Source organism: Pseudarthrobacter sp. alpha12b (assembly GCF_054130495.1).
In genome coordinates, this window is record NZ_CP196746.1 from 3,816,759 (window position 1) to 3,835,789 (window position 19,031).

Here is a 19,031-nt window from a genome sequence, read left to right on the forward strand (position 1 = left end):
ACGGGCGCCAACCAAGTAGTCCGCCTGAGTACACGGCCCCGAAAGTACCTATATACCGGCCCTTCCGCGCCCTGCTAATTTCAAGAAAATTCCATGCAAACAAGGGAAAGGAACGGACGACGGCGGGCCGCCGCCGTCGTCCTGTCCGGCAACGAAACGGGGACGTCCAATGGGGGCAGGAGACGGGGCAGCGGAGCAGTCCAGGCTTGCTGCCGAGCGTGTTGCAAGGCTGAAGCGCCGGCTGGACCAGGCCGAACACTCCACCAGGGCGTGGGACGCCGGCGCGGTGGGGGAGCGGCTGGTGGCCGACAAGCTCAGCGAGCTGGTTCCGCGCGGCTGGTACGTGCTCCACGATGTCCATTGGCCGGGCAGGCCCAAGGCGAACCTTGACCACGTCCTGGTGGGACCGGGCGGCGTGGTGGTGGTGGATTCGAAGAACTGGACCGGCGAGGTGCGGGTGGCCTCCGGCGTGCTGTGGCAGGGCCGCTACGCACGGACCCAGGCGGTGGAAGGTGCCCTGGCCCAGTGTGCTGCCGTTGCCTCGGTGCTGACCCCGCCGCACCGCCGGCTGGTGCGCCCGCTCATCTGCATGGCAGCGCAACCGGACCTTTTCGGGGTAACTGCTTCGGACGTCGCCGTGGCGGGTTCCCAACGGCTGGTGGGGGCCATCGAGGCGCTCCCGGCAGTGCTCGACCAGCAGGCAGTCGTGGGGTTGTACGAGCAGCTGGGCCGGCAGCTCACGCACGAGCAGGAGCCCGGCATCACTGCCCTGCGCAACGTGCGCCCGGGAACCGTGGTGCGGCCGGCGGGAGCCCTGCCGCCCGCCGGCCCCGCGGAAACCCGGGGAGGCAAAACCGGGGCTGCCGAGGAAGCGGGCAGGGCCCGCAGCGTATCGCGGCACCCGGCGGGCCGGGCCCTGCCCCCACGGGAAACGCCCGCAGGAACGCTGCCTGGCGCGCCGGCCGGGCAGCGGCGCCACGGCCGGAACACCAAAGCGCGGCAGCGCGGCGGTACCAGCGGAGGAAAGCTGGCCCTGCTGGCTGCCTTCGTCATTTTTGCCGTCTATATCCTGCCCTACTTGGCCCGTTAGCCTCCCGGCCGTCGCCCGGCCGCAGCCGGTCCGCGGCGGCCAACCGGACCGCGGCGCTCATCCGCGTGAGCCGCTCGGAATCAAGGGTCCAGGCCTGCCAATAGAGGGCCACATCCTGGTGGGCGTCCTCCTCCAACCGGACCAGTGCGCCGTCGGCCAGCTCGCCGGTGAGCTGAAGCTCCGGGATCATTCCCCAGCCCAGGCCGGCTTCGACTGCCGCGAGGAACCCTTGGGAAGAGGGCACGGTGTGCGTGGGCGGAAGCCGCGGCACGCCCTTTGCGGTGAGCAGCTGCTGCTGCAGGGTGTCCTTCGTGTTGAATTTAAGGACCGGCATGGCTGCCCAGTCCACGCCACCGGAGGCGGAGAAGCGTCGGAGCAGCCCGGGGGTGGCCACCGGGATGTAGCGCATGGCGCCCAGCAGTTCCACCCTGCATCCGCTCACGGGGACGGGGTCGGAGGTCACGGCGCCCATTACCTCGCCGTCGCGCAGCAGCTGGCTGCTGTAGCCCTGGTCCTCCACGCGAAGGTCCAGGGCGGAGTCCTCCCATCCGGCGGCCTGGTGCAGGACCGGGACAAACCAGGTGGCCAGCGAATCCGCGTTGACGGCCACCGGCAGGTGGGCCCGCGCGGACGATCCCGCTCCCAGCGCCGCCGACGTCTCCGCTTCCAGCACCTGCACCTGGCGGGCCATCCGCAGCAGCAGCGCACCGGCGTCGGTGGCAGTGCAGGGGAGGCGGCGGCGCACCAGGACCTGGCCCACGGCCCCTTCCAGTGCCTTGATCCGCTGGCTCACTGCGGACGGCGTGATCCGGAGCATGTCCGCTGCTGCCTCAAATGTTCCTTCGTCAACGACTGCTACGAGGGCCTTCAAGTGCTCAAGGTTCATGAAGATATTCTAAGGACACTCCAGAATCCGTTACTTGCCTACACCTTGCCGGGACTCCTACCGTCATAGCTATGTGGACTGCAGCAATAACGGGAATGCTGACCGGGCTGGCGCTGATCGTGGCGATCGGCGCCCAGAATGCCTTCGTGCTGCGCCAAGGCATCCGCCGGGAGCATATTGGTGCGGTGGTGGCTGTCTGCATGGCCGGCGACGCCCTGCTGATCGTGGGCGGGACGGCGGGGATCGGGGTGCTGGTCACCCGCTTCCCGGAGGCGCTGGAAGTTTTGCGCTGGGCCGGTGCCGCCTACCTGCTGTGGTTCGCTGCCCGGTCCTTCATGGCCGCGGTAAGGCCTTCCGCGCTGGCGGAGCAAGGGCCCAGGTCCAGGAACTCGGTGATCGCCACCACGGCTGCCCTGACCTTCCTCAATCCGCATGTCTACCTGGACACCGTGGTCCTCCTGGGCAGCCTCGCCAACCAACAGGGCCCTGACCTGCGGTGGATATTCGCCGCCGGCGCCGTGACCGGAAGCGTGCTCTGGTTTTCCGCCCTGGGGTACGGGGCAAAGGCGCTGGCGGGAATGCTCACCAGCCCCCGCACGTGGCGGTGGATTGATGCGTCCATCGGCGTCCTGATGGTATTCCTGGCCATCCGCCTGGTCCTGCACTGAAGTAGGCTGTAGCCAGATTCATAGGGGAGAAATCATGAGCAACCAGCCGTCCCAGGGGCCCGATTACCAGCGTCCCGAAAACCAGCACAACGGTTCGCCGTGGCCCGGGTACCAGCCGCCGGCACAGTACGGGCAAGGGACGGCGTCTGGCCAGCCCCAGTACGCACAGTCCCCGTACACCCAAGGGCAGTACAACCAGCCGCAATACAGCCAAGCCCAATACAGCCAGGGCCAGTACGGCCAGCCCCAGTACCTTGGCCAGCCGTCCTACTACGGCAGGGCGGCGGAACCGAAGACCCTGAGCATCGCCAGCATGGTCTGCGGGATCGTCTCGGTGATCATGGGCTGGCTGGTGCTTCCCCCTCTGGCCGCCGTCATCACCGGCCATTTGGCCCTGCGGCGTGAGCCCTCCGGCAAGGGGATGTCCATTACCGGCCTGGTGCTGGGCTACTTGTGCCTGCTGGGGTACGGGGCCATCTGGCTTTTGCTCATCATCGGCCTGGCGGTCGCCGGCACTGCCGGTTCGAATACGGGCACTTTCTAGCCCTGCCCACCCAGGAGCGCGACGCCGACGGCGGCCCGGGCACCTGCGCCCGGGCCGCCGTCGTACGTTGTGCCTCTGCGAATGTGGCCTGGCCGCTCCTAGCGGAGCAGCTCCACGTCAGAGACCAGTTCGATGTGCGCCAGCATGGCCTTTGCTGCGGCCTCCCCGTCCTGCGCGCGGACGGCATTCGCGATCTTCCGGTGCGACGCCAGGGACTGCCCGGGCCGTCCGGGCTGGCCCAGGGATTCCATCCGGGTTTCCAGGATCATTTCGGCAATGAAGGCCATAAGCTGTGCCAGCACCGATGAATGCGCCGCCGCGGTAATGGCCTGGTGGAACAGTTCGTCGCCGTGGGTCCCGCGGTCGCCGTCGTTGATTTCCTTTGCCATGACGTCCAGGGCGTCGTCGATGGCGGCGAGGTCCTGGTCCGTCCGGCGTTCCGCCGCAAGGGCGGCAAGTTTTACTTCCAGGGTGCTGCGCGCCTCCACGATTTCCGGCAGCCGGCTCTGGTGCTCCCGCAGGCCCTTGACCACCGACGCCACGCTGGGCCGCCGGGCCAGGACAGCGCCGGTACCGTGCTGCACGTCGATGACGCCGAGCACTTCCAGGGCCACCAGCGCCTGGGCCAGGGTGGCGCGGGAAACTCCCAGCCGCTCGGCAAGATCGCGCTCCGCCGGCAGGAGATCGCCCGGGCGGAGCTGGGCGGATTCGATGTAGGCAAGGATCTGCTCCACCAGCTGCTCATAGAGCCGCGGCCGTGTGACCCGCTCCAGGCCAGCCCGTGCTGTCTTTTCCACAAAGCCCTCCCTTGGGTCGTAGGACCAGAATACCTCCTTCATCTATTGACAGATAGACTCACTGTCTAAGAGGCTAGTCCAGTGAGCCAGTAACTCACGTCACATTCTTCATTCCCCAACGGAGGACCAACGATGTCCGCTCCTGTCTTATCGATCATCATCCTGGCGGCGATGTTCCTGCTTGCCACCGTCCTGCCCCTCAATATGGGCGCGCTCGCCTTCGTGGGCGCCTTCCTGCTCGGCGCCGTGGTGCTCGGCATGTCCACCAACGAGATCCTGGCCAACTTCCCCGGCGGCCTCTTCCTGACAATCGTCGGTGTCACCTATCTGTTCGCCATAGCGCAGAACAACGGCACCATCGACCTGCTGGTCCGCGGCGCGGTCAAACTGGTAGGCAGCCGTGTGGCCCTCATCCCCTGGGTCATGTTCGCCATCACCGCCGTGATCACTGCCGTGGGTGCACTGTCTCCCGCCGCCGTCGCCATCATTGCCCCCATCGCACTGAGCTTTGCAGGCAAGTACAAGATCAGCCCGCTGCTGATGGGCATGATGGTGATCCATGGGGCCCAGGCCGGCGGCTTCTCGCCCATTGCGGTCTACGGTGTCACCGTCAACGGCATCCTTGCCAAGACGGACCTGGCCTTCAGCCCCACCGCGCTGTTCCTCTCCAGCTTCATCTTCAACCTGGTCATCGCGCTGGTGCTCTTCGTGGTCCTGGGCGGCAGGAATCTCATGTCCTCCAAGGTGGGGCAGTTCGTGGAGCAGGCGGCCGAGGCCCGGATGGCGGTCAGCGTCGGCGCCAAGACAGGCACCGATGTCCCCTTCAAGGGCTTCGGCTCCGGTATGTACGGTCCACGGGACCCCGCGGGCGACGGCGTCGCAGCCACCAGGGAGCGCAAGGAACGGATCCCGCAGCTGGTCACCATTGCCGGCCTGATCGTGCTTGCCGTCGTGGCACTCGGCTTCAAGATGGACGTCGGCTTCGTGTCCATCACCATCGCCATCGTCCTGGCCCTGGTTTCGCCGGCGGCACAGAAGGGCGCCATCAACAAGATCAGCTGGTCCACCGTGCTGCTAATCTGCGGCATGCTGACGTTCGTCGGCGTGCTGGAGGAAGCCGGCACCATCAAGTTCGTTTCCAGCGGCGTGGCCGGAATGGGAATGCCCCTCCTGGCCGCCCTGATCATCTGCTTCATCGGTGCCGTGGTTTCCGCATTTGCCTCCTCCACCGCCATCCTGGCAGCGCTCATTCCGCTGGCCGTTCCGTTCCTCTCCACCGGTGAGATCGGCGCCGTCGGCGTCATCTGCGCGCTCGCGGTGTCCGCCACCATCGTTGACGTCTCCCCGTTCTCCACCAACGGCGCCCTGGTGCTGGCCAACGCTCCGGAGGGCGTGGACAAGGACCAGTTCTACAAGCGGATCCTCGGGTACAGCGGCATCGTCATCGTGGCAGGCCCCATTCTGGCCTGGCTGGCCCTGGTGGTCCCCGGCTGGCTCTAGCCGGCACTGCATCCGCCGGTACCGCCCGTTTTTCAGAAAGGAATCCCAGCACATGAGCACAGCCGAAACTTCCCAAGGCCCCCTGGCCGGGCACACCGTGGTAGACCTCAGCCGGGCACTGGCCGGACCGCACGCGGGCATGATGCTCGCCGACCTCGGCGCCCGCGTCATCAAGGTGGAGAACCCCGGCACGGGGGATGACACCCGCGGCTGGGGTCCGCCCTTCGTGGGCCCCGAGGACGACCTGCAGTCCACCTACTTCATGTCCTGCAACCGCAACAAGGAATCCATCACCCTGGACCTGAAGAGCAGCGACGGCCAGGCAGTGCTCCGCGGCCTCCTGGAACGGGCGGATGTGGTAATCGAGAACTTCCGGCCCGGCGTCATGGACCGGCTGGGCTTCTCCACCGCAGCCATGCATAAGCTCAACCCACGCCTGGTGATCCTGTCCATCACGGGATTCGGGCACGACGGGCCCGAATCCCAGCGCAGCGGCTACGACCAGATCCTCCAGGGCGAGGCCGGCCTGATGTCCCTGACCGGGTCCGGCCCGGACGACCCCCAGCGCGTGGGCGTTCCCATCGCCGACCTGCTCTCCGGCATGAACGGCGCCTTCGGCGTGCTGGCCGCCCTGGTGGAGCGGAACCGGACCGGCCAGGGCAAGGTGGTGCGCACCTCGCTGCTCGCATCACTGATCGGCGTCCACGCATTCCAGGGCACCAGGACCACCATTGCCGGTGAAGTTCCTCAGGCCCAGGGCAACCACCATCCGTCCATTGCCCCCTATGGCCTGTTCAACTGCAAGGACGGGAGCGTGCAGATCAGCGTCGGCAGCGAGAAGCTGTGGGCCTCGTTCGCCGCGGCCTTTGGCCTGGACCCGGCTGCCCCGGGCTTTGCCAGCAACGCCGAAAGGGTGCGGAACCGCGGCGGGGTGATTGCCGCCGTCGAACGCGCCTTCGCAGGGTACGGCGCGGTGGAACTGCTGGAAAAACTGAACGACGCCGGGATCCCGGCCGGCAAGGTCCGCTCACTGGACGAGGTATACGCCTGGGAGCAGGTGGCATCCCAGGGGCTCGTGGTGGACGTTGAGCATCCGCTGCTCGGAAAAGTAAGCCTGCCCGGGCCGCCGCTCCGGTTCTTCGCGCCGGGCGATGCCGCGGAGACCACCCTGACCGAACACGACGCGCCGCCGCTGCTCAATGAGGACGGGGCGGCGATCCGCGAATGGCTGGGCCTGGCCGCCGCGGCTCCCGGGGCGAAATAACGTGGCGACAGTGGAGAAGGTGCGGCACCTGAACGCCACCGAGCTCCTTGATGCCGTGGTGGACGCGGGGTCGTTTGTCTCCTGGGACGCCGAGCCGGAACAGCCGCTGCTGACCGAGGAGTACGCCCGCGACCTGGCCAGGGCGCGCGAACGCAGCGGCGCCGACGAGTCCGTGATCACCGGCGCCGGGCTCATCCGCGGCCGCCGCGTGGCGCTGATCGTCAGCGAATTCTCCTTCCTTGCCGGGTCGATCGGCCACGCGGCGGCGCAAAGGATCGTTGCCGCCGTCGAACGCGCCACCGCGGAGGGACTGCCGCTGCTGGCCGGCCCGGCTTCCGGGGGAACGCGCATGCAGGAAGGGACGCTCGCGTTCCTGTCCATGGTGAAAATCACCGGTGCCGTCCGCGCGCACCGCCAGGCCGGCCTGCCGTACCTCGTCTACCTGCGGCACCCCACCACGGGCGGTGTCATGGCATCCTGGGGTTCTTTGGGCCATATCAACGTGGCCGAGCCGGGCGCCCTGCTGGGCTTCCTGGGACCGCGCGTCTATGAGGCGCTGTACGGCGAAGCGTTCCCGGAGAACGTGCAGGTGGCGGAGAACCTCTTTCACAAGGGCCTGATCGACGGCGTGGTGGAACCCGGCGACCTTGCCGACCTGGTGGGACGGGCGCTGGACATCCTGACGCCCAAAGCAGCCGCTGGCACGGCACGTGTGGCGTCGGGGCCTGCCACGCTGGCAGTGCGGCCCGCCAACGTCGACGCCTGGACGTCCATCGAGCTTTCGCGCCGTCCCCGGCGGCCGGACCTGCGTCAGCTGCTGAAGTTCGGCGCAACTGACTCACTCCCCCTGAACGGAACCGGACAGGGGGAGAAGGACCCTGGGCTGCTGCTGGCGCTGGCCCGCTTTGGCACCCAGTCCTGCATCGTGCTGGGCCACGCCCGCCCGCTGCGGAAGGACGCCGCGGGCATGGGACCGGGGTCGCTGCGCGAGGCGCGCCGCGGCATGAAGCTGGCCGAGGAACTGCGGCTGCCCCTCCTCACCGTCATTGACACGGCCGGCGCTGCTCTTTCGCAGGAAGCGGAGGAGGGTGGACTTGCCGGGGAAATTGCGCGCTCGCTGCACGAACTGATCGGGCTGGAATCGCCGTCGGTCTCTGTGCTGCTTGGCCAAGGTGCGGGGGGAGGGGCCCTGGCACTGCTGCCCGCCGACAGGACCATCGCCGCCCAGCACAGCTGGCTCTCGCCGTTGCCCCCCGAGGGTGCCAGTGCCATCGTGCACCGCACCACCGCGTTCGCGCCGGCCATGGCCCAGGCGCAGGGCGTGAACGTCGCCGCCCTGTATGCCAGTGGCCTGGTGGACCACATCGTGGACGAGCGCGGTGACGCCTCCCTGGAGCCGCGCGAGTTCTGCACCCGGATGGCCCGGGCCATTGAGTATGAACTCGGCGTGGTGGCCGGTGTTCCGGTACCGGAACTCGTGGCCGCCCGGGCCCGTAAGTTCGCAACCCTCGGCGGCAGCTAGGGGACTGGGGGCGCTACCTTCGCTGCCGGGCCCGTGCCCTGTGTGCGTTGGAACGGAGCTGAAGGATACGCGCGCCGCCGGCTACGGCTACCAGCACGCCGCCCGTCACGGCTGCGATGAACAGTGCCATGCCCAGCGGGACTGCGCCCTCGAAGCCCAGGAATTTCACCAGAGCCTGTTCCTGGTTCTGCAGGATGAAGACGATCAGCAGGATCAGAAGCACCAAGGCAGCCACCACCGCTGCCCAGATGACGCCGGCGCGGGTGACCTTGCGCTCGGGAGTGCCGCCAGTGGGCCCGGGGGCGGTTGTGGTGCCGGATGTTCCCGTTGTTTCCACCGTTCCCGGTGCATCCTGCGAGTAGGACGGAGCTCCGCTATAGCTTGCTGCCCCGTCTCCTGCCGCTTGGGTGGCGTTCGACGGCGTGGTGTTGGCGTCCGGTTCCGGCCGGCGGTCCGGTCCTGGCGTGTACTGTCCTGCGCTCATGCTCGTCCCCTTTCGCAGAATGCTAAGCATGCTTATTGTGCAACCATAGCCGTCCCGGTTGCCGCGGCACAACGAACGGTACAGCGGCCTGCCGTCGAAGGGCTGTCCCGGGCTGCATGGCGGGGCCGCTTTCATGACGAAGGGGCCCTCACGGGAGAACCCCTCCGTTGGCACCTGCCTCGGCCGGTAGTCCGGGTCAATTCTGCCCGCGTAATTCCCGCCCTGGCATCAGACCCTCTCCTTGCTCCGTTCGCCGGAGTGGGTGCTGGACGCAGATGTCCTGCGCCAGTTGGGGAAGGCCCAGAACGTAAATTCCTGTTCCTTGGCCGGCTTCTCCGGAGTTTCCGCAGGGGCTTCCGTTTCTGCTTCGGGCCGGCGCTTGGTTTCTTTCCTGGCGCCCCACCCGAAGTCCTTGCTCGATGCGTAGCACATCACAGACCTCCTCATGGTGACTGCCCTTTAATCGTCCTCCTGATTGGCGGGGGAGTCGATAGGCCAGCGGGAGTCCAGAAGGGCAGCACAGCATGCAGGGCACCGCAGACTCCCAAAACGGCAGCCGCGGCGGGAATCGTTTCCGGCCCTGTCAGCCGCCGTCCACCACGTCCTGTGCCTCCTGCGGACGGTGGAACTCGCAGGGCCCCTGATGCCGGAGGGGGAGGAGGCAGGTCCGGCCCGTGGGCAGGTGGACCAGCGCGCACCGGCCGGTCATCGCCAGGTCTTCCCTGACGTTCGAGTTGCTCATGTCTGGACGTCCGTCGTCTGCCGTCATGGTGGTTTCGGCGTTTTGGGCAGGGTGTTCAACGTTCATGGTGGGGCAACTCCTCATCGGGCGGAGGGCGAATGGAGGGTGCTGAAAGGTGCTTTTTCCAGTGTGCGCCGCCGGGGTTACCAACGGATTAAGCGGGCGTTAGGAACAGGTCAACAACTGCCCCGGGGCGTTTCTCTAGTAGCCCAACTGGTGGGCCACCTGCAGGAGGAGGGCTTCGGACCCCATGGGGCCCACCAGCTGGATTCCCATTGGAAGCCCGCTGCCGGGGCCACCGCCGGTCCAGTGCACCGGAATGGTGATGGCCGGCAAGCCGCACACATTCACCATTGAGGACCACGGGGCGTATTCGCACTGCTTCCGGTAGTCGCCGTCGGCATCCCCCGGCCACTGCGCCGATGGCCAGCGCTCACCGCCATGAGCAGTGCCCGTGAACCAGCCCACCGGCCGCGGCGTCTGCGCCAAGGCGGGCATCAGCATCAAGTCCCACTGCCCGTACTGCGCCAGGGTGTCGTGCTGGAACTGCCGCAGGAACGCCAGTGCCTCAGCGAGCTTGGCGGGGCTGCGCTGCTGGGCACGCCGCCGGAAGGTCCGCGTCAGGGGTGCCAGTAATGCCTCACGCGATGGGCTGATCCGGGCCGCACCCACGCCGGCGGTCCAGGCGGTGGTGAAGGCGTCGGGGTAACGGTTGTCGTATCGAATGGAAGCATCGCCAAGGGTATGGCCCGCGTGCTCCAGGAGGCTTTCGCCGGTACGGAGCGCATCCAGCGCCTCCCGCTCCGGCGTGAACGGAAACGTGGCTGACCACGGGCTGTCCAGCGTGACGCCGATCCGCAGCCGTGGCGGCTCCTGCTGCAATGCCGCAAGGTATCCGTTCCCGGGCGCCAGGGCGTCCATCATCAGTGCGGCGTCTTCCGCACTGCGGGCAAGGGGGCCGGCCACCACCAGCCGGGCTGCGTCCCCGGCGCTTTCCCCGGCTGCCACCAGCCCCCGGCCCGGCTTCAGCCCCACCAGCCCGCACGCCGCGGCGGGTATGCGGACTGAGCCGCCGCCGTCGGTTCCGGGGGCGAAAGGCAGCAGGCCCGCCGCCACGGCGGCTGCACTGCCGCCGGACGAACCGCCCGAACTCCTGCTGGGTGCGCGGGGATTGCGCGACGGCGGTGCAACGCGGTTCTCGCTGTAGGCCGTCAGTCCAAATTCGGACACCTGGGTCTTGCCCAGCGAAGTCACGCCGGCGTCTTTAAACAGGGACACGAGGGGAGAATCGGCGGGGGCGGGTTTGTGCTCCAGGGCGGCACTGCCGTGCGTGGTCACCACGCCGGCCACGTCCGTGAGGTCCTTGAAGGCAATCGGCATGCCGTGCAGCGGGGGAAGGGTATTGGCGTCGGAGCGGGAGCGGAGGGCGTCAGCCGCCCGGGCCTGCTCCAAGGCCTGGTCCGCCGTCACAGTGACAAACGCGCCCAGGAGGGGGTTTTGCTGCCCGATCCGCGCCAGGAAATGGGCGGCGGTATCCGCGGCGGACACTGTTCCACTGCGCAGCAGGTCCCGCAGGGCCAGCGCCGAAAGTTCGTGGAGTTCAGCCACGGTGGCGCCTCTGCGGTTGAGGCCCGGCGGTCCTGCGGGAACATGCAGGCGGTGCGGAACGGGCGCTCAGCTGCTGTGACATGGAAACCTCCCTGGGGCTTTCCAGCCTAACCCGCAGCGCTTTTCCTGACCTGTTCAAGGCGGTTGGATTGGGAAGGGCTAGGCTTAAACCTGACTTTGATCCGCCAGATCCGCCAAGACAGGACTCCGATGAGCGATTTCGATACCGTCCCCGTCCATGACGTTCCCGCTGACGCCGTGATCCTGGACGTCCGGGAAGACTACGAGTGGGTTGCCGGGCACGCTGACGGCGCGGTCCACATTCCCATGGACCAGATCCCGGCCAGGCTCGGGGAACTCGATCCGGACGAGGACGTCTACGTCATTTGCCGCACGGGTGGCCGCTCCTTCCGCGTTGCCCAATGGCTTACCGGCCAGGGATATACCGCCATTAACGTTTCCGGTGGCATGGACCAGTGGCTGGAATCAGGCAAGCCCCTGGTTTCGGACAACGGGCTCAAGCCGCTGGTGCTTTAGTGCCCCGCACGTACCGCACTTACGCGTTCCTGGGCCCGGAAGGCACCTTCACCGAGGCTGCCCTGCTGCAGGTACCTGACGCCCTTCAAGCAGTCCGGCTGCCGGCCTCGAATGTCAACGCTGCCCTTGACAAGGTCCGTGACGGATCCGCCCATGCCGCCATGGTCCCCATCGAAAATTCGGTGGAGGGCGGCGTTACTGCAACGCTGGACGCCATCGCCACCGGCCAGGAACTGCGGATCATCAGGGAAGTCCTGGTTCCCATCAGCTTCGTCCTGGTGGCCCGGCCCGGGGTGCGGCTGGAAGATGTGCGCCGGGTTTCAACGCACGGCCATGCATGGGCGCAGTGCCGGCTGTGGATGGACAGGAACATGCCCGGCGCGGAATACGTTCCCGGCTCATCAACCGCAGCCTCCGCCGTGGGTTTGCTGGACGGGGACTGCCTCTACGACGCGGCAATCTGCGCACCGTTGGTGGCCAGGGAGCATGCGGGGCTCTCGGTCCTGGCGGAGAACATCGGTGACAACCCCGGGGCGGTGACGCGCTTTATCCTGGTCAGCCGGCCGGGTGCGTTGCCGGCACGCACCGGCGCGGACAAGACCACCGTCGTGGTCCCGCTTCCTGAGGACCGCCCCGGTGCCCTCATGGAGATCCTGGACCAGTTCGCCAGCCGCGGAGTCAACCTCAGCAGGATTGAATCCCGCCCCACGGGCCAGTACCTGGGGCACTACTTCTTCAGCATCGACGCAGATGGCCACGCCGGCGAGGCCAGAGTGGCGGATGCCTTGGCGGGGCTTCACCGCATCAGCCCGGCCACCCGCTTCCTGGGCTCCTATGCCAAGGCGGACAGGCAACCTACCACTGTGCCGGCGCACATGTCCGATGAAGCTTTCGCGGCGGCCAAAACATGGGTGGAATCCATACTCGCCGCGGAATCCATCGCAGGTGAAAGCGGTTCCGGGGCTTCGCCCAAAGCGTAGGCAAATGCCGCCGGAAGTACTTCCGCGGGCTGTGGACAATGCGTATGCTTGCTTGATCCACACGGGGTATGGCCCCTGACGAAGGGAGCGGGTCATGACCAGCAGCAGCACTGACAACGACGGCCAGGGAATGATCGTCAACCCCAAGCCGACGGCTGACAACCAGGACTGGGACGGGGACGACGCGGACCGCGCTGACCGCCTGCGCTTCGAAGAGGAGCAGGCCATGATCCGCGAGCAGTCCGAAGCCCACGCCGCCGCCAAAGCAGCGGCGGACGCGAAGAAGCAAGCCAGCGCCTGACCGGCACGCCGGTCAGCGTGACGCAGCTCCCGTGCTGCCCTGTACCTGCCCTTTGACCCTGACCAGGAGTGACCGGGGCTCCACCTGAACCGTAAGCTGCGTTGCTTCCCCTGAGGTGTCGCCGTCGAGCTGTGTGGGCATGGGTTCCGGGCACTTGATGACCACCTTGACTGACCGGTAAACGGTCATGATGGGCAGCTTTCCGCTGTGCTTGAACATGACCTTCACGTACATCAGCAACCAGCCCAGGGCGCTGCGGGGGCTCATGACCACAACGTCCAGCATGCCGTCGTCGATCATGGCCTGCGGGATGAAATCGATGCCGCCCGGGACCAGGCCGCAGTTGGCGAAAAGCACGCTGCGGATGTTCCGGACCTGCTCCGGACTGTCATCCAGGGCGATGGAGACCTTCTTCCGCCGGCCGGGCAGGTGGCGCACCCCAGCCTCCGTGTAGGCAAGCCATCCCACGGCCTTCTTCAGTCCCGCATTGGTATCCGCCAGGACCTCGGCGTCCATGCCGATTCCTGCGATCACCAGGAAGACATGTTCGGAGTAATGGCCTGTGCGGGAGTTCTCGATGGCCATCCGGGCGGTGTCGATGTACCGCTGGCGGCCGAAAAGAGCTGTCTGGACGTTGCCGTGAAGGTCGTTCACATCCAGGTCCACGTTCCGGGCCAGCAGGTTGCCGGTGCCCAGCGGAATCAAACCCATGGCCACGTTGGTGTGCGCGAGGGCTTCAGCCACCACGCGGACGGTGCCGTCGCCACCGCCCACCAGGACGACGTCGGGCTTTCCTGCCAAGGCGGCCTGCATCTGCGAGAAGCCGGGGTCCTCCGCGGTCGTCTCGAAAAAGACCGGCTCCTCCCAGCCGGCGGCCAGGCAGGCCCTGTGGATCATCCCACGGGCTTCCTCGGCCCGCGCCTTGATGGGATTCAGGACCACCGCCACGCGCTGCTGCGCCAGTCCGGAGTCGTAGGCTTCCCCTCCTACGGTGCTGCGCACGTGCAGGGCTTTGAGGCGCCGCACCCCCCACCAGCTGGAGGTGGCGAAGGCAAGCGCCACCGCAATCAGCAGGTAGAGAATCCAGTCGCTCATGGTGGTTCAACAGTAGCCCGGCGCACGGCGGGCAGGGGCACGGAGCCCGCCGCCCGCCGTCGTGCGCGGTATTGGATACCCTTGTCTGGTGATCGACGTAAAAGACCTCAGCGAAAACCCGGACAAGTTCCGTGCCAGCCAGCGCGCCCGCGGCGCGGACGAATCAGTGGTGGACGCGATCATCTCCGCGGATTCCGACCGCCGTGCGGCCCTGCTCCGCTTCGAGAACCTCCGCGCGGAGCAGAACGTGTTCGGCAAGAAGGTAGCGAAGGCGAAGGGCGAGGAGAAGCAGGCGCTGCTGGCCGAGGTCAAGGAACTGGCCAATTCCGTCAAGGCCGCCTCCGCGGAGGCCGATGCCGCCCAGACCAAGCAGGAAGAACTGCTGCGCACCATCCCCAACCTGGTGGAGGACGGCGTTCCCGAGGGCGGCGAGGACGACTACGTGGTGGTCAAGACCGTCGGCACTCCGCGCGAATTCCCTGACTTCGAGCCGAAGGACCACCTGGAGATCGGTGAACTGATCGGCGCCATCGACATGGAACGCGGCGCCAAGGTCTCCGGCGCCCGCTTCTACTTCCTCCGCGGCGTGGGTGCCCGGCTGGAAATGGCGCTGCTGCAGATGGCCATGGACCAGGCCATCGAAGCCGGCTTCGTCCCCATGATCACCCCCACGCTGGTGCGTCCAGAGACCATGCAGGGCACCGGCTTCGACGTAAAGCACGACGCCGAGATTTACCGTCTCGCCGAAGACGACCTTTACCTTGTAGGCACCTCAGAGGTGGCGCTGGCCGGGTACCACGCCGACGAGATCCTGGACTTCTCCGCCGGCCCCATCCGCTACGCGGGCCAGAGCTCCTGCTACCGCCGCGAGGCCGGTTCGCACGGCAAGGACACCCGCGGCATCATCCGCGTGCACCAGTTCAACAAGGTGGAAATGTTCATCTACACCACCGTTGAAGAGGCCGCCGCCGAGCACCAGCGCCTCCTGGCCTGGGAAGAGGAAATGCTGGCCAAGTGCGAGCTGCCGTACCGGGTGATCGACACCGCTGCCGGAGACCTCGGCACGTCTGCGGCACGCAAGTACGACTGCGAAGCCTGGGTCCCCACGCAAGGCGCCTACCGCGAGCTGACGTCCACCTCCAACTGCACCACATTCCAGGCCCGCCGCCTGAACATCCGTGAGCGCGTGATCAACGCGGAGGGTGTCGCAAAGGGCACCCGCGCCGTGGCCACCCTTAACGGCACCCTGGCCACCACCCGCTGGATCGTTGCGCTGCTTGAGCACCACCAGAACGCGGACGGCTCGGTCAACGTGCCCAAGGCGCTGCAGAAGTACCTGGGCGGCCTGGAGGTCCTGCCGGTCCTCTAGGCTTCTTCCCCGCTGGTGCACCCGGACCTGGACAATGCACCCCCGAACGGACAGTGCACCCCCGAGCGCGGGGGTGCGTTGTCCGTTACTGGGTGCTGGACGGTCTGTTCCGGGTATTCGGCAGACCCGCCTGGCGGAGGCACGCCGTAAAGCGGGACGGGTCCGAGGCCGTTGCCCAATCCCACCTGACAACCCGGAAACCCGCGGCCCGGAGCCTGTCCTCGCGCTTCTTCTCCGCCAGCACGGTTTGCCGTGCCGTCCGTGTGCCCAGGTAGTCGTCACTCAGGTACTTTGAGTCGCCGTCGAACTCGCCGATCAGCCGGTACCGCGGCCAGAAGAAATCAGTCCGTGCGAGCAACGAACCTCCCTGCCGGAACCTTGCCTGGAGCGTGGGGGCCGGGAAACCGAGAAGATGCATCTGTGCGCGGCTGAGGGATTCTCCGGCTGACTCTGAATGGGGCGAAGCGAAGTTAAGCACCTGTGCCACCCAGTCTCGGCGGGCGGCCGAGGGGAGGTGGGAGGCCGCCTGGAACAGTTCGTCCTTGCTGACCGGAGGTCCTGAAACGCGCCGGTTGCTGATTGCGTGGTCAGCCAGCACGACTCCTGCCGCGAAGCTTTCCCTCGCCAGGACGTTTATGACGGTATCGGGCAGCGGAGTGACCAGCAGGCCTCCGCGCTGGACCGACGCTGTATCCCCGCGATGCCTGTGGATGCCGTATGCGGTGAGGTGGGTGATGCCGGTTCGCCCGGATCCGTCAGGGGCCGCGGAGGTTGTTGGCTGCCTGCGGCCGGTGTGGCCCCTGGATGCCCCGGACAAGTGAACATATCCGGGCACAGCAAGGAGTTCCAAGTCCCACAGGACGGCGGCCGTGTTCAGGCAGAACGTGGATTGCGGCAGTTCCAAGTCCACGGCCCGGACCGTTTGGAGGTACCTTTCCCAGGGAAGCAGCGACACCCATTCGTCCTTCGCGGCGTAGACACCCTTGCGAACGCGGACGAGTTCACCTTGCGCATAGCGCCTGCTGAGTGACCGGGTGTCCCCGGTGGTGTGGCGAAGGTCCAGGGCGGAAATCAGGTGCATGCCGCTCATCGTCGCTGGAGCGTGGTCGGTGGCTGAAGGGGCCGGCGGGTGCATGTGGATAACCGGCACCGTGGAGTTCGCACCGCGAGGTGGACGATACACCCGCGCGTGCGGGGGTGTATCGTCCGTTGGCGGGTGCGCAACGAACATCCCGGCCCCGAATCTGGAAACACGCCGTGTTAACCAACAGTTCAATAAACCTGTGGCCCGCGTCCTAGCGCGTGTCAGTTAGGTCTGGTTCACTATGTGGATGACAACGCTGACTGAAACCTCAGTCGCCGGCAACGATGACCGGCGAGACAACAATCGAGACTACAACCGGAACAACATCGGCTTCGCCGCTGTGGACCGGAAGTTCATGGTCGCCCTGGACGTGGACGGCACCCTGGTGAACCACGACGGCCATATGTCCCCTGGCGTACGGGAAGCTGCGCAGGCCGTGGTGGCCGCAGGCCACGAGGTGATGATCGCCACCGGCCGCTCCCTGAATGCCACGCTTCCCATTATCGAAAAGATCGGGATCCAGCACGGGTACGCCGTGTGCTGCAACGGCGGCGTGACGCTCCGGCTCCACCCGGAACTGGAGAACGGCTACGAGGTGATCCACAAGGCCACCTTCGATCCGGCACCGGCCCTGCGTGCCCTCCGGGAACGGCTTCCTTCCGCCAAGTATGCCCTTGAGGACGCCGACGGCAACTTCCTCTCCACTGAGCGGTTCCAGGATGCCAGCTTCGGGGTTGAGGCCGTGGGCGTGGACTTCCACACCATGCTGGAAGCCACCGCCGTCCGCGTGGTGGTGTTCAGCACCGAAAACACGCCCGAGGAGTTCAACGAGGCCATCAACCACGTGGGCCTGGCGGGCGTTACCTACTCGGTGGGCTGGACCGCGTGGCTGGACATCGCTGCCGCAGGGGTGACCAAGGCCAGCGCCCTGGAAAACCTGCGCGTCCGCCTTGGTTTTGAAGAGCACCTTACGGTCGCCGTGGGCGATGGCCGGAACGACATCGAAATGCTCACCTGGGCCGGCCGCGGCGTGGCCATGGGACAGGCCCCGGCAGAGGTGGTCGCCGCGGCGGACGAGGTCACCCACTCAGTGCACGACGACGGCGCCGCCCACGTTCTGCGCAGCCTCCTCTAAGGAGCTGCAAAACACCCTCCGCTGCCGCGATTCCGGTGCCCGCCGGCGGCCAAGGCAGAATAGAGGCATGACCCTTACGACGTTCGCCCTCGTCCGCCATGGCCAGACCGACTGGAACGCCGAGCGCCGGCTGCAGGGATCAACCGACATTCCCCTGAACGACGTCGGACGCGGCCAGGCGCGGGACGCCGTCGCCATCCTGGCGCCCTACGAATGGGACGCAATTGTTTCCTCCCCCCTGAGCCGCGCCGCCGAAACCGCGGACCTGATTGCCGAAGGGCTGGGGCTCAAAGTGGCCCGGCGCGTCCCGGAACTCACCGAGCGCAGCTTTGGCCCTGCCGAAGGGATGCAGGCCGGTCCCGAGCTGGAAGCGCTCCGCGTGCCCGGCGGGTTCAAAGGTGCGGAAAGTGAAGCCGAGGCCGCCCACCGCGGTCTTGCGGCGCTGGAAGCCCTGGCGGAGGAATTCCGCGGCCAGCGGCTCCTGGTGGTCACCCACGGGACCCTGCTGCGCGTCAGCCTCAGCCGCGCCATCGGCCAGACCCTGGCCAGCGTAGACAACGCTGCCCTCAACCTGGCGCACCATCACGCGATCGACGGCTGGAACCTGGAGTACTTCAACGGCGAGCCGGTCATGGCGGCGGCCGGGAGCTAAGTCGGCCAGCTACAGACCGGCGGCCACCGGCCTTTAGACCGCCGCCAGGATCAGCTCCAGCAGTCTCGCGGCGGCGGGCCGGGCGGCATGTTCCTCATTCCACTGCGCCCGTGCCACGGCTTTGCTGACCGCCTGGGTGGTGATGCCCAGTTCCTGCGCCACCGCCTTCTGCTGGCCGCGTACTCCGGGGGTCAGCAGGTCCAGCACGCGCCATTCCGCGCCTGAACGGTCCCGCACAATGTGGCCCAGAAGCCGCAGGATGGCTTCGGCGTCATGGGCAACATCGGCCAGTGGGCCCTCCACCGCAACCGGCACCCGCTCCTTGCTGCTCCGGAGCCGGTCCACTGCACGGCGGGCGTAGACCAGGCCGTGGCCGGACGCGTCCTTGATCTGGTTGGGCAGCGGCTCATTCACGGGCCCCGCACCAATCCCCACGTACCAGTGCCCGCTGCGGAGCGCGATCAGGGCGGCATCCACCGCCTGGTGCGGGCAATCGACGATCCCCTGGACTTCGTCCTCCACCGACCGGTCAAAGTCCAGGCGCGCGGGGATGTGCCGCAGCGCCTTGAGCAGCTGCGGGACCTGGTCGCCGTCGCGCCGGCTGTCCGTCTGGTTGATGGTCAATGTGAACATTCTGGGTCCACACTACCCGGAAGTAGGAATTGCGAAACGGTCAGGATTGCAGGACTGCGGCTGCCTGATTCCTGACAGGGGAGAGGGCCCGCATCCGGTAGATGCGGACCCTCTGTCACATATCCGGGGGACCAACCAGC

Annotated in this window: 21 protein-coding genes; 12 read left to right on the top strand and 9 right to left on the bottom strand. The window is 67.1% G+C overall.

The features are described from left to right. Positions 1–169 precede the first annotated feature (169 nt). A complete protein-coding gene (locus tag ACTAQI_RS17615) occupies positions 170–1,090 on the top strand; it encodes a nuclease-related domain-containing protein (RefSeq protein WP_457947574.1) in 921 nt (306 codons plus the stop codon). Here the strand turns inward: ACTAQI_RS17615 and ACTAQI_RS17620 are convergent. Continuing rightward, positions 1,050–1,976 (bottom strand): LysR family transcriptional regulator ArgP, encoded by a 927-nt coding sequence (locus ACTAQI_RS17620; RefSeq protein ID WP_457947575.1) that lies wholly within the window; start codon positions 1,974–1,976, stop codon positions 1,050–1,052. The genes ACTAQI_RS17615 and ACTAQI_RS17620 overlap by 41 nt on opposite strands. A 71-nt stretch (positions 1,977–2,047) precedes the next feature. On the opposite strand from ACTAQI_RS17620, the gene ACTAQI_RS17625 reads away from it, so the two are divergent. Further along, entirely contained in the window at positions 2,048–2,644 is a 597-nt protein-coding gene (locus ACTAQI_RS17625; RefSeq protein WP_457947576.1) for a LysE/ArgO family amino acid transporter, read from the top strand. Positions 2,645–2,678: 34 nt separating this feature from the next. After that, complete coding sequence (locus tag ACTAQI_RS17630; protein WP_457947577.1) at positions 2,679–3,188, top strand: DUF4190 domain-containing protein; 510 nt, start codon at positions 2,679–2,681, stop codon at positions 3,186–3,188. Between the two features lie 98 nt (positions 3,189–3,286). Here ACTAQI_RS17630 and ACTAQI_RS17635 read toward each other — a convergent pair whose 3' ends face one another. Then, complete coding sequence (locus ACTAQI_RS17635; protein ID WP_457947578.1) at positions 3,287–3,985, bottom strand: FadR/GntR family transcriptional regulator; 699 nt, start codon at positions 3,983–3,985, stop codon at positions 3,287–3,289. A gap of 132 nt (positions 3,986–4,117) precedes the next feature. Here ACTAQI_RS17635 and ACTAQI_RS17640 point away from each other — a divergent pair, with 132 nt between their 5' ends. The 3 genes from ACTAQI_RS17640 to ACTAQI_RS17650 are packed head-to-tail and all read left to right on the top strand — an operon-like array spanning position 4,118 to position 8,271. Beyond that, positions 4,118–5,485 carry an SLC13 family permease gene (locus ACTAQI_RS17640; RefSeq protein ID WP_457947580.1) on the top strand — a complete coding sequence of 456 codons (1,368 nt, stop codon included), beginning with the start codon at positions 4,118–4,120 and terminating at the stop codon, positions 5,483–5,485. Between the two features lie 52 nt (positions 5,486–5,537). Then, entirely contained in the window at positions 5,538–6,749 is a 1,212-nt protein-coding gene (locus ACTAQI_RS17645; RefSeq protein WP_457947581.1) for a CaiB/BaiF CoA transferase family protein, read from the top strand. 1 nt (position 6,750) lies between these two features. After that, positions 6,751–8,271 (top strand): carboxyl transferase domain-containing protein, encoded by a 1,521-nt coding sequence (locus ACTAQI_RS17650; RefSeq protein WP_457947583.1) that lies wholly within the window; start codon positions 6,751–6,753, stop codon positions 8,269–8,271. Between the two features lie 13 nt (positions 8,272–8,284). Here ACTAQI_RS17650 and ACTAQI_RS17655 read toward each other — a convergent pair whose 3' ends face one another. The 4 genes from ACTAQI_RS17655 to ACTAQI_RS17670 form a co-directional block, all read right to left on the bottom strand. Beyond that, positions 8,285–8,755, bottom strand: a complete 471-nt coding sequence (locus tag ACTAQI_RS17655; RefSeq protein ID WP_457947585.1) for a lipopolysaccharide assembly protein LapA domain-containing protein — start codon at positions 8,753–8,755, stop codon at positions 8,285–8,287. 228 nt (positions 8,756–8,983) lie between these two features. Continuing rightward, positions 8,984–9,187 carry a hypothetical protein gene (locus ACTAQI_RS17660; protein WP_457947587.1) on the bottom strand — a complete coding sequence of 68 codons (204 nt, stop codon included), beginning with the start codon at positions 9,185–9,187 and terminating at the stop codon, positions 8,984–8,986. Positions 9,188–9,338: 151 nt separating this feature from the next. Beyond that, entirely contained in the window at positions 9,339–9,563 is a 225-nt protein-coding gene (locus ACTAQI_RS17665; protein ID WP_457947588.1) for a hypothetical protein, read from the bottom strand. A gap of 135 nt (positions 9,564–9,698) precedes the next feature. Continuing rightward, positions 9,699–11,105: an amidase gene (locus ACTAQI_RS17670; RefSeq protein WP_457947590.1), complete on the bottom strand. Its 1,407-nt coding sequence runs from the start codon at positions 11,103–11,105 to the stop codon at positions 9,699–9,701. Between the two features lie 210 nt (positions 11,106–11,315). Here ACTAQI_RS17670 and ACTAQI_RS17675 point away from each other — a divergent pair, with 210 nt between their 5' ends. The 3 genes from ACTAQI_RS17675 (at position 11,316) to ACTAQI_RS17685 (ending at position 12,923) form a co-directional block, all read left to right on the top strand. Further along, positions 11,316–11,642: a rhodanese-like domain-containing protein gene (locus ACTAQI_RS17675; protein WP_457947591.1), complete on the top strand. Its 327-nt coding sequence runs from the start codon at positions 11,316–11,318 to the stop codon at positions 11,640–11,642. Further along, on the top strand, positions 11,642–12,622 hold the full coding sequence (gene pheA, locus ACTAQI_RS17680) for a prephenate dehydratase (RefSeq protein ID WP_457947592.1): 981 nt from the start codon (positions 11,642–11,644) through the stop codon (positions 12,620–12,622). The genes ACTAQI_RS17675 and pheA overlap by 1 nt, the downstream gene beginning before the upstream one ends. A 94-nt stretch (positions 12,623–12,716) precedes the next feature. Continuing rightward, complete coding sequence (locus ACTAQI_RS17685; RefSeq protein WP_457947594.1) at positions 12,717–12,923, top strand: hypothetical protein; 207 nt, start codon at positions 12,717–12,719, stop codon at positions 12,921–12,923. Between the two features lie 12 nt (positions 12,924–12,935). Here the strand turns inward: ACTAQI_RS17685 and ACTAQI_RS17690 are convergent, their stop codons facing one another. After that, a complete protein-coding gene (locus ACTAQI_RS17690; protein WP_457947595.1) occupies positions 12,936–14,018 on the bottom strand; it encodes a diacylglycerol/lipid kinase family protein in 1,083 nt (360 codons plus the stop codon). A gap of 88 nt (positions 14,019–14,106) precedes the next feature. Between ACTAQI_RS17690 and serS the strand changes: the two genes are divergently transcribed. Continuing rightward, positions 14,107–15,387 (top strand): serine--tRNA ligase, encoded by a 1,281-nt coding sequence (gene serS, locus ACTAQI_RS17695; protein ID WP_457947597.1) that lies wholly within the window; start codon positions 14,107–14,109, stop codon positions 15,385–15,387. Positions 15,388–15,472: 85 nt separating this feature from the next. Here the strand turns inward: serS and ACTAQI_RS17700 are convergent, their stop codons facing one another. After that, the gene (locus tag ACTAQI_RS17700; RefSeq protein ID WP_457947598.1) at positions 15,473–16,468 is read right to left on the bottom strand and encodes a hypothetical protein; all 996 of its coding nucleotides are present in this window, start codon (positions 16,466–16,468) and stop codon (positions 15,473–15,475) included. Positions 16,469–16,718: 250 nt separating this feature from the next. Between ACTAQI_RS17700 and ACTAQI_RS17705 the strand changes: the two genes are divergently transcribed. Further along, positions 16,719–17,606, top strand: coding sequence for an HAD family hydrolase (locus tag ACTAQI_RS17705; protein ID WP_457947599.1), 888 nt, complete (start codon positions 16,719–16,721; stop codon positions 17,604–17,606). Positions 17,607–17,673: 67 nt separating this feature from the next. Next, positions 17,674–18,258 (top strand): histidine phosphatase family protein, encoded by a 585-nt coding sequence (locus ACTAQI_RS17710; RefSeq protein WP_457947601.1) that lies wholly within the window; start codon positions 17,674–17,676, stop codon positions 18,256–18,258. Positions 18,259–18,291: 33 nt separating this feature from the next. On the opposite strand, the gene ACTAQI_RS17715 is transcribed toward ACTAQI_RS17710, so the two are convergent. Next, entirely contained in the window at positions 18,292–18,891 is a 600-nt protein-coding gene (locus ACTAQI_RS17715; protein WP_457947602.1) for a hypothetical protein, read from the bottom strand. Between the last annotated feature and the right edge of the window lie 140 nt (positions 18,892–19,031).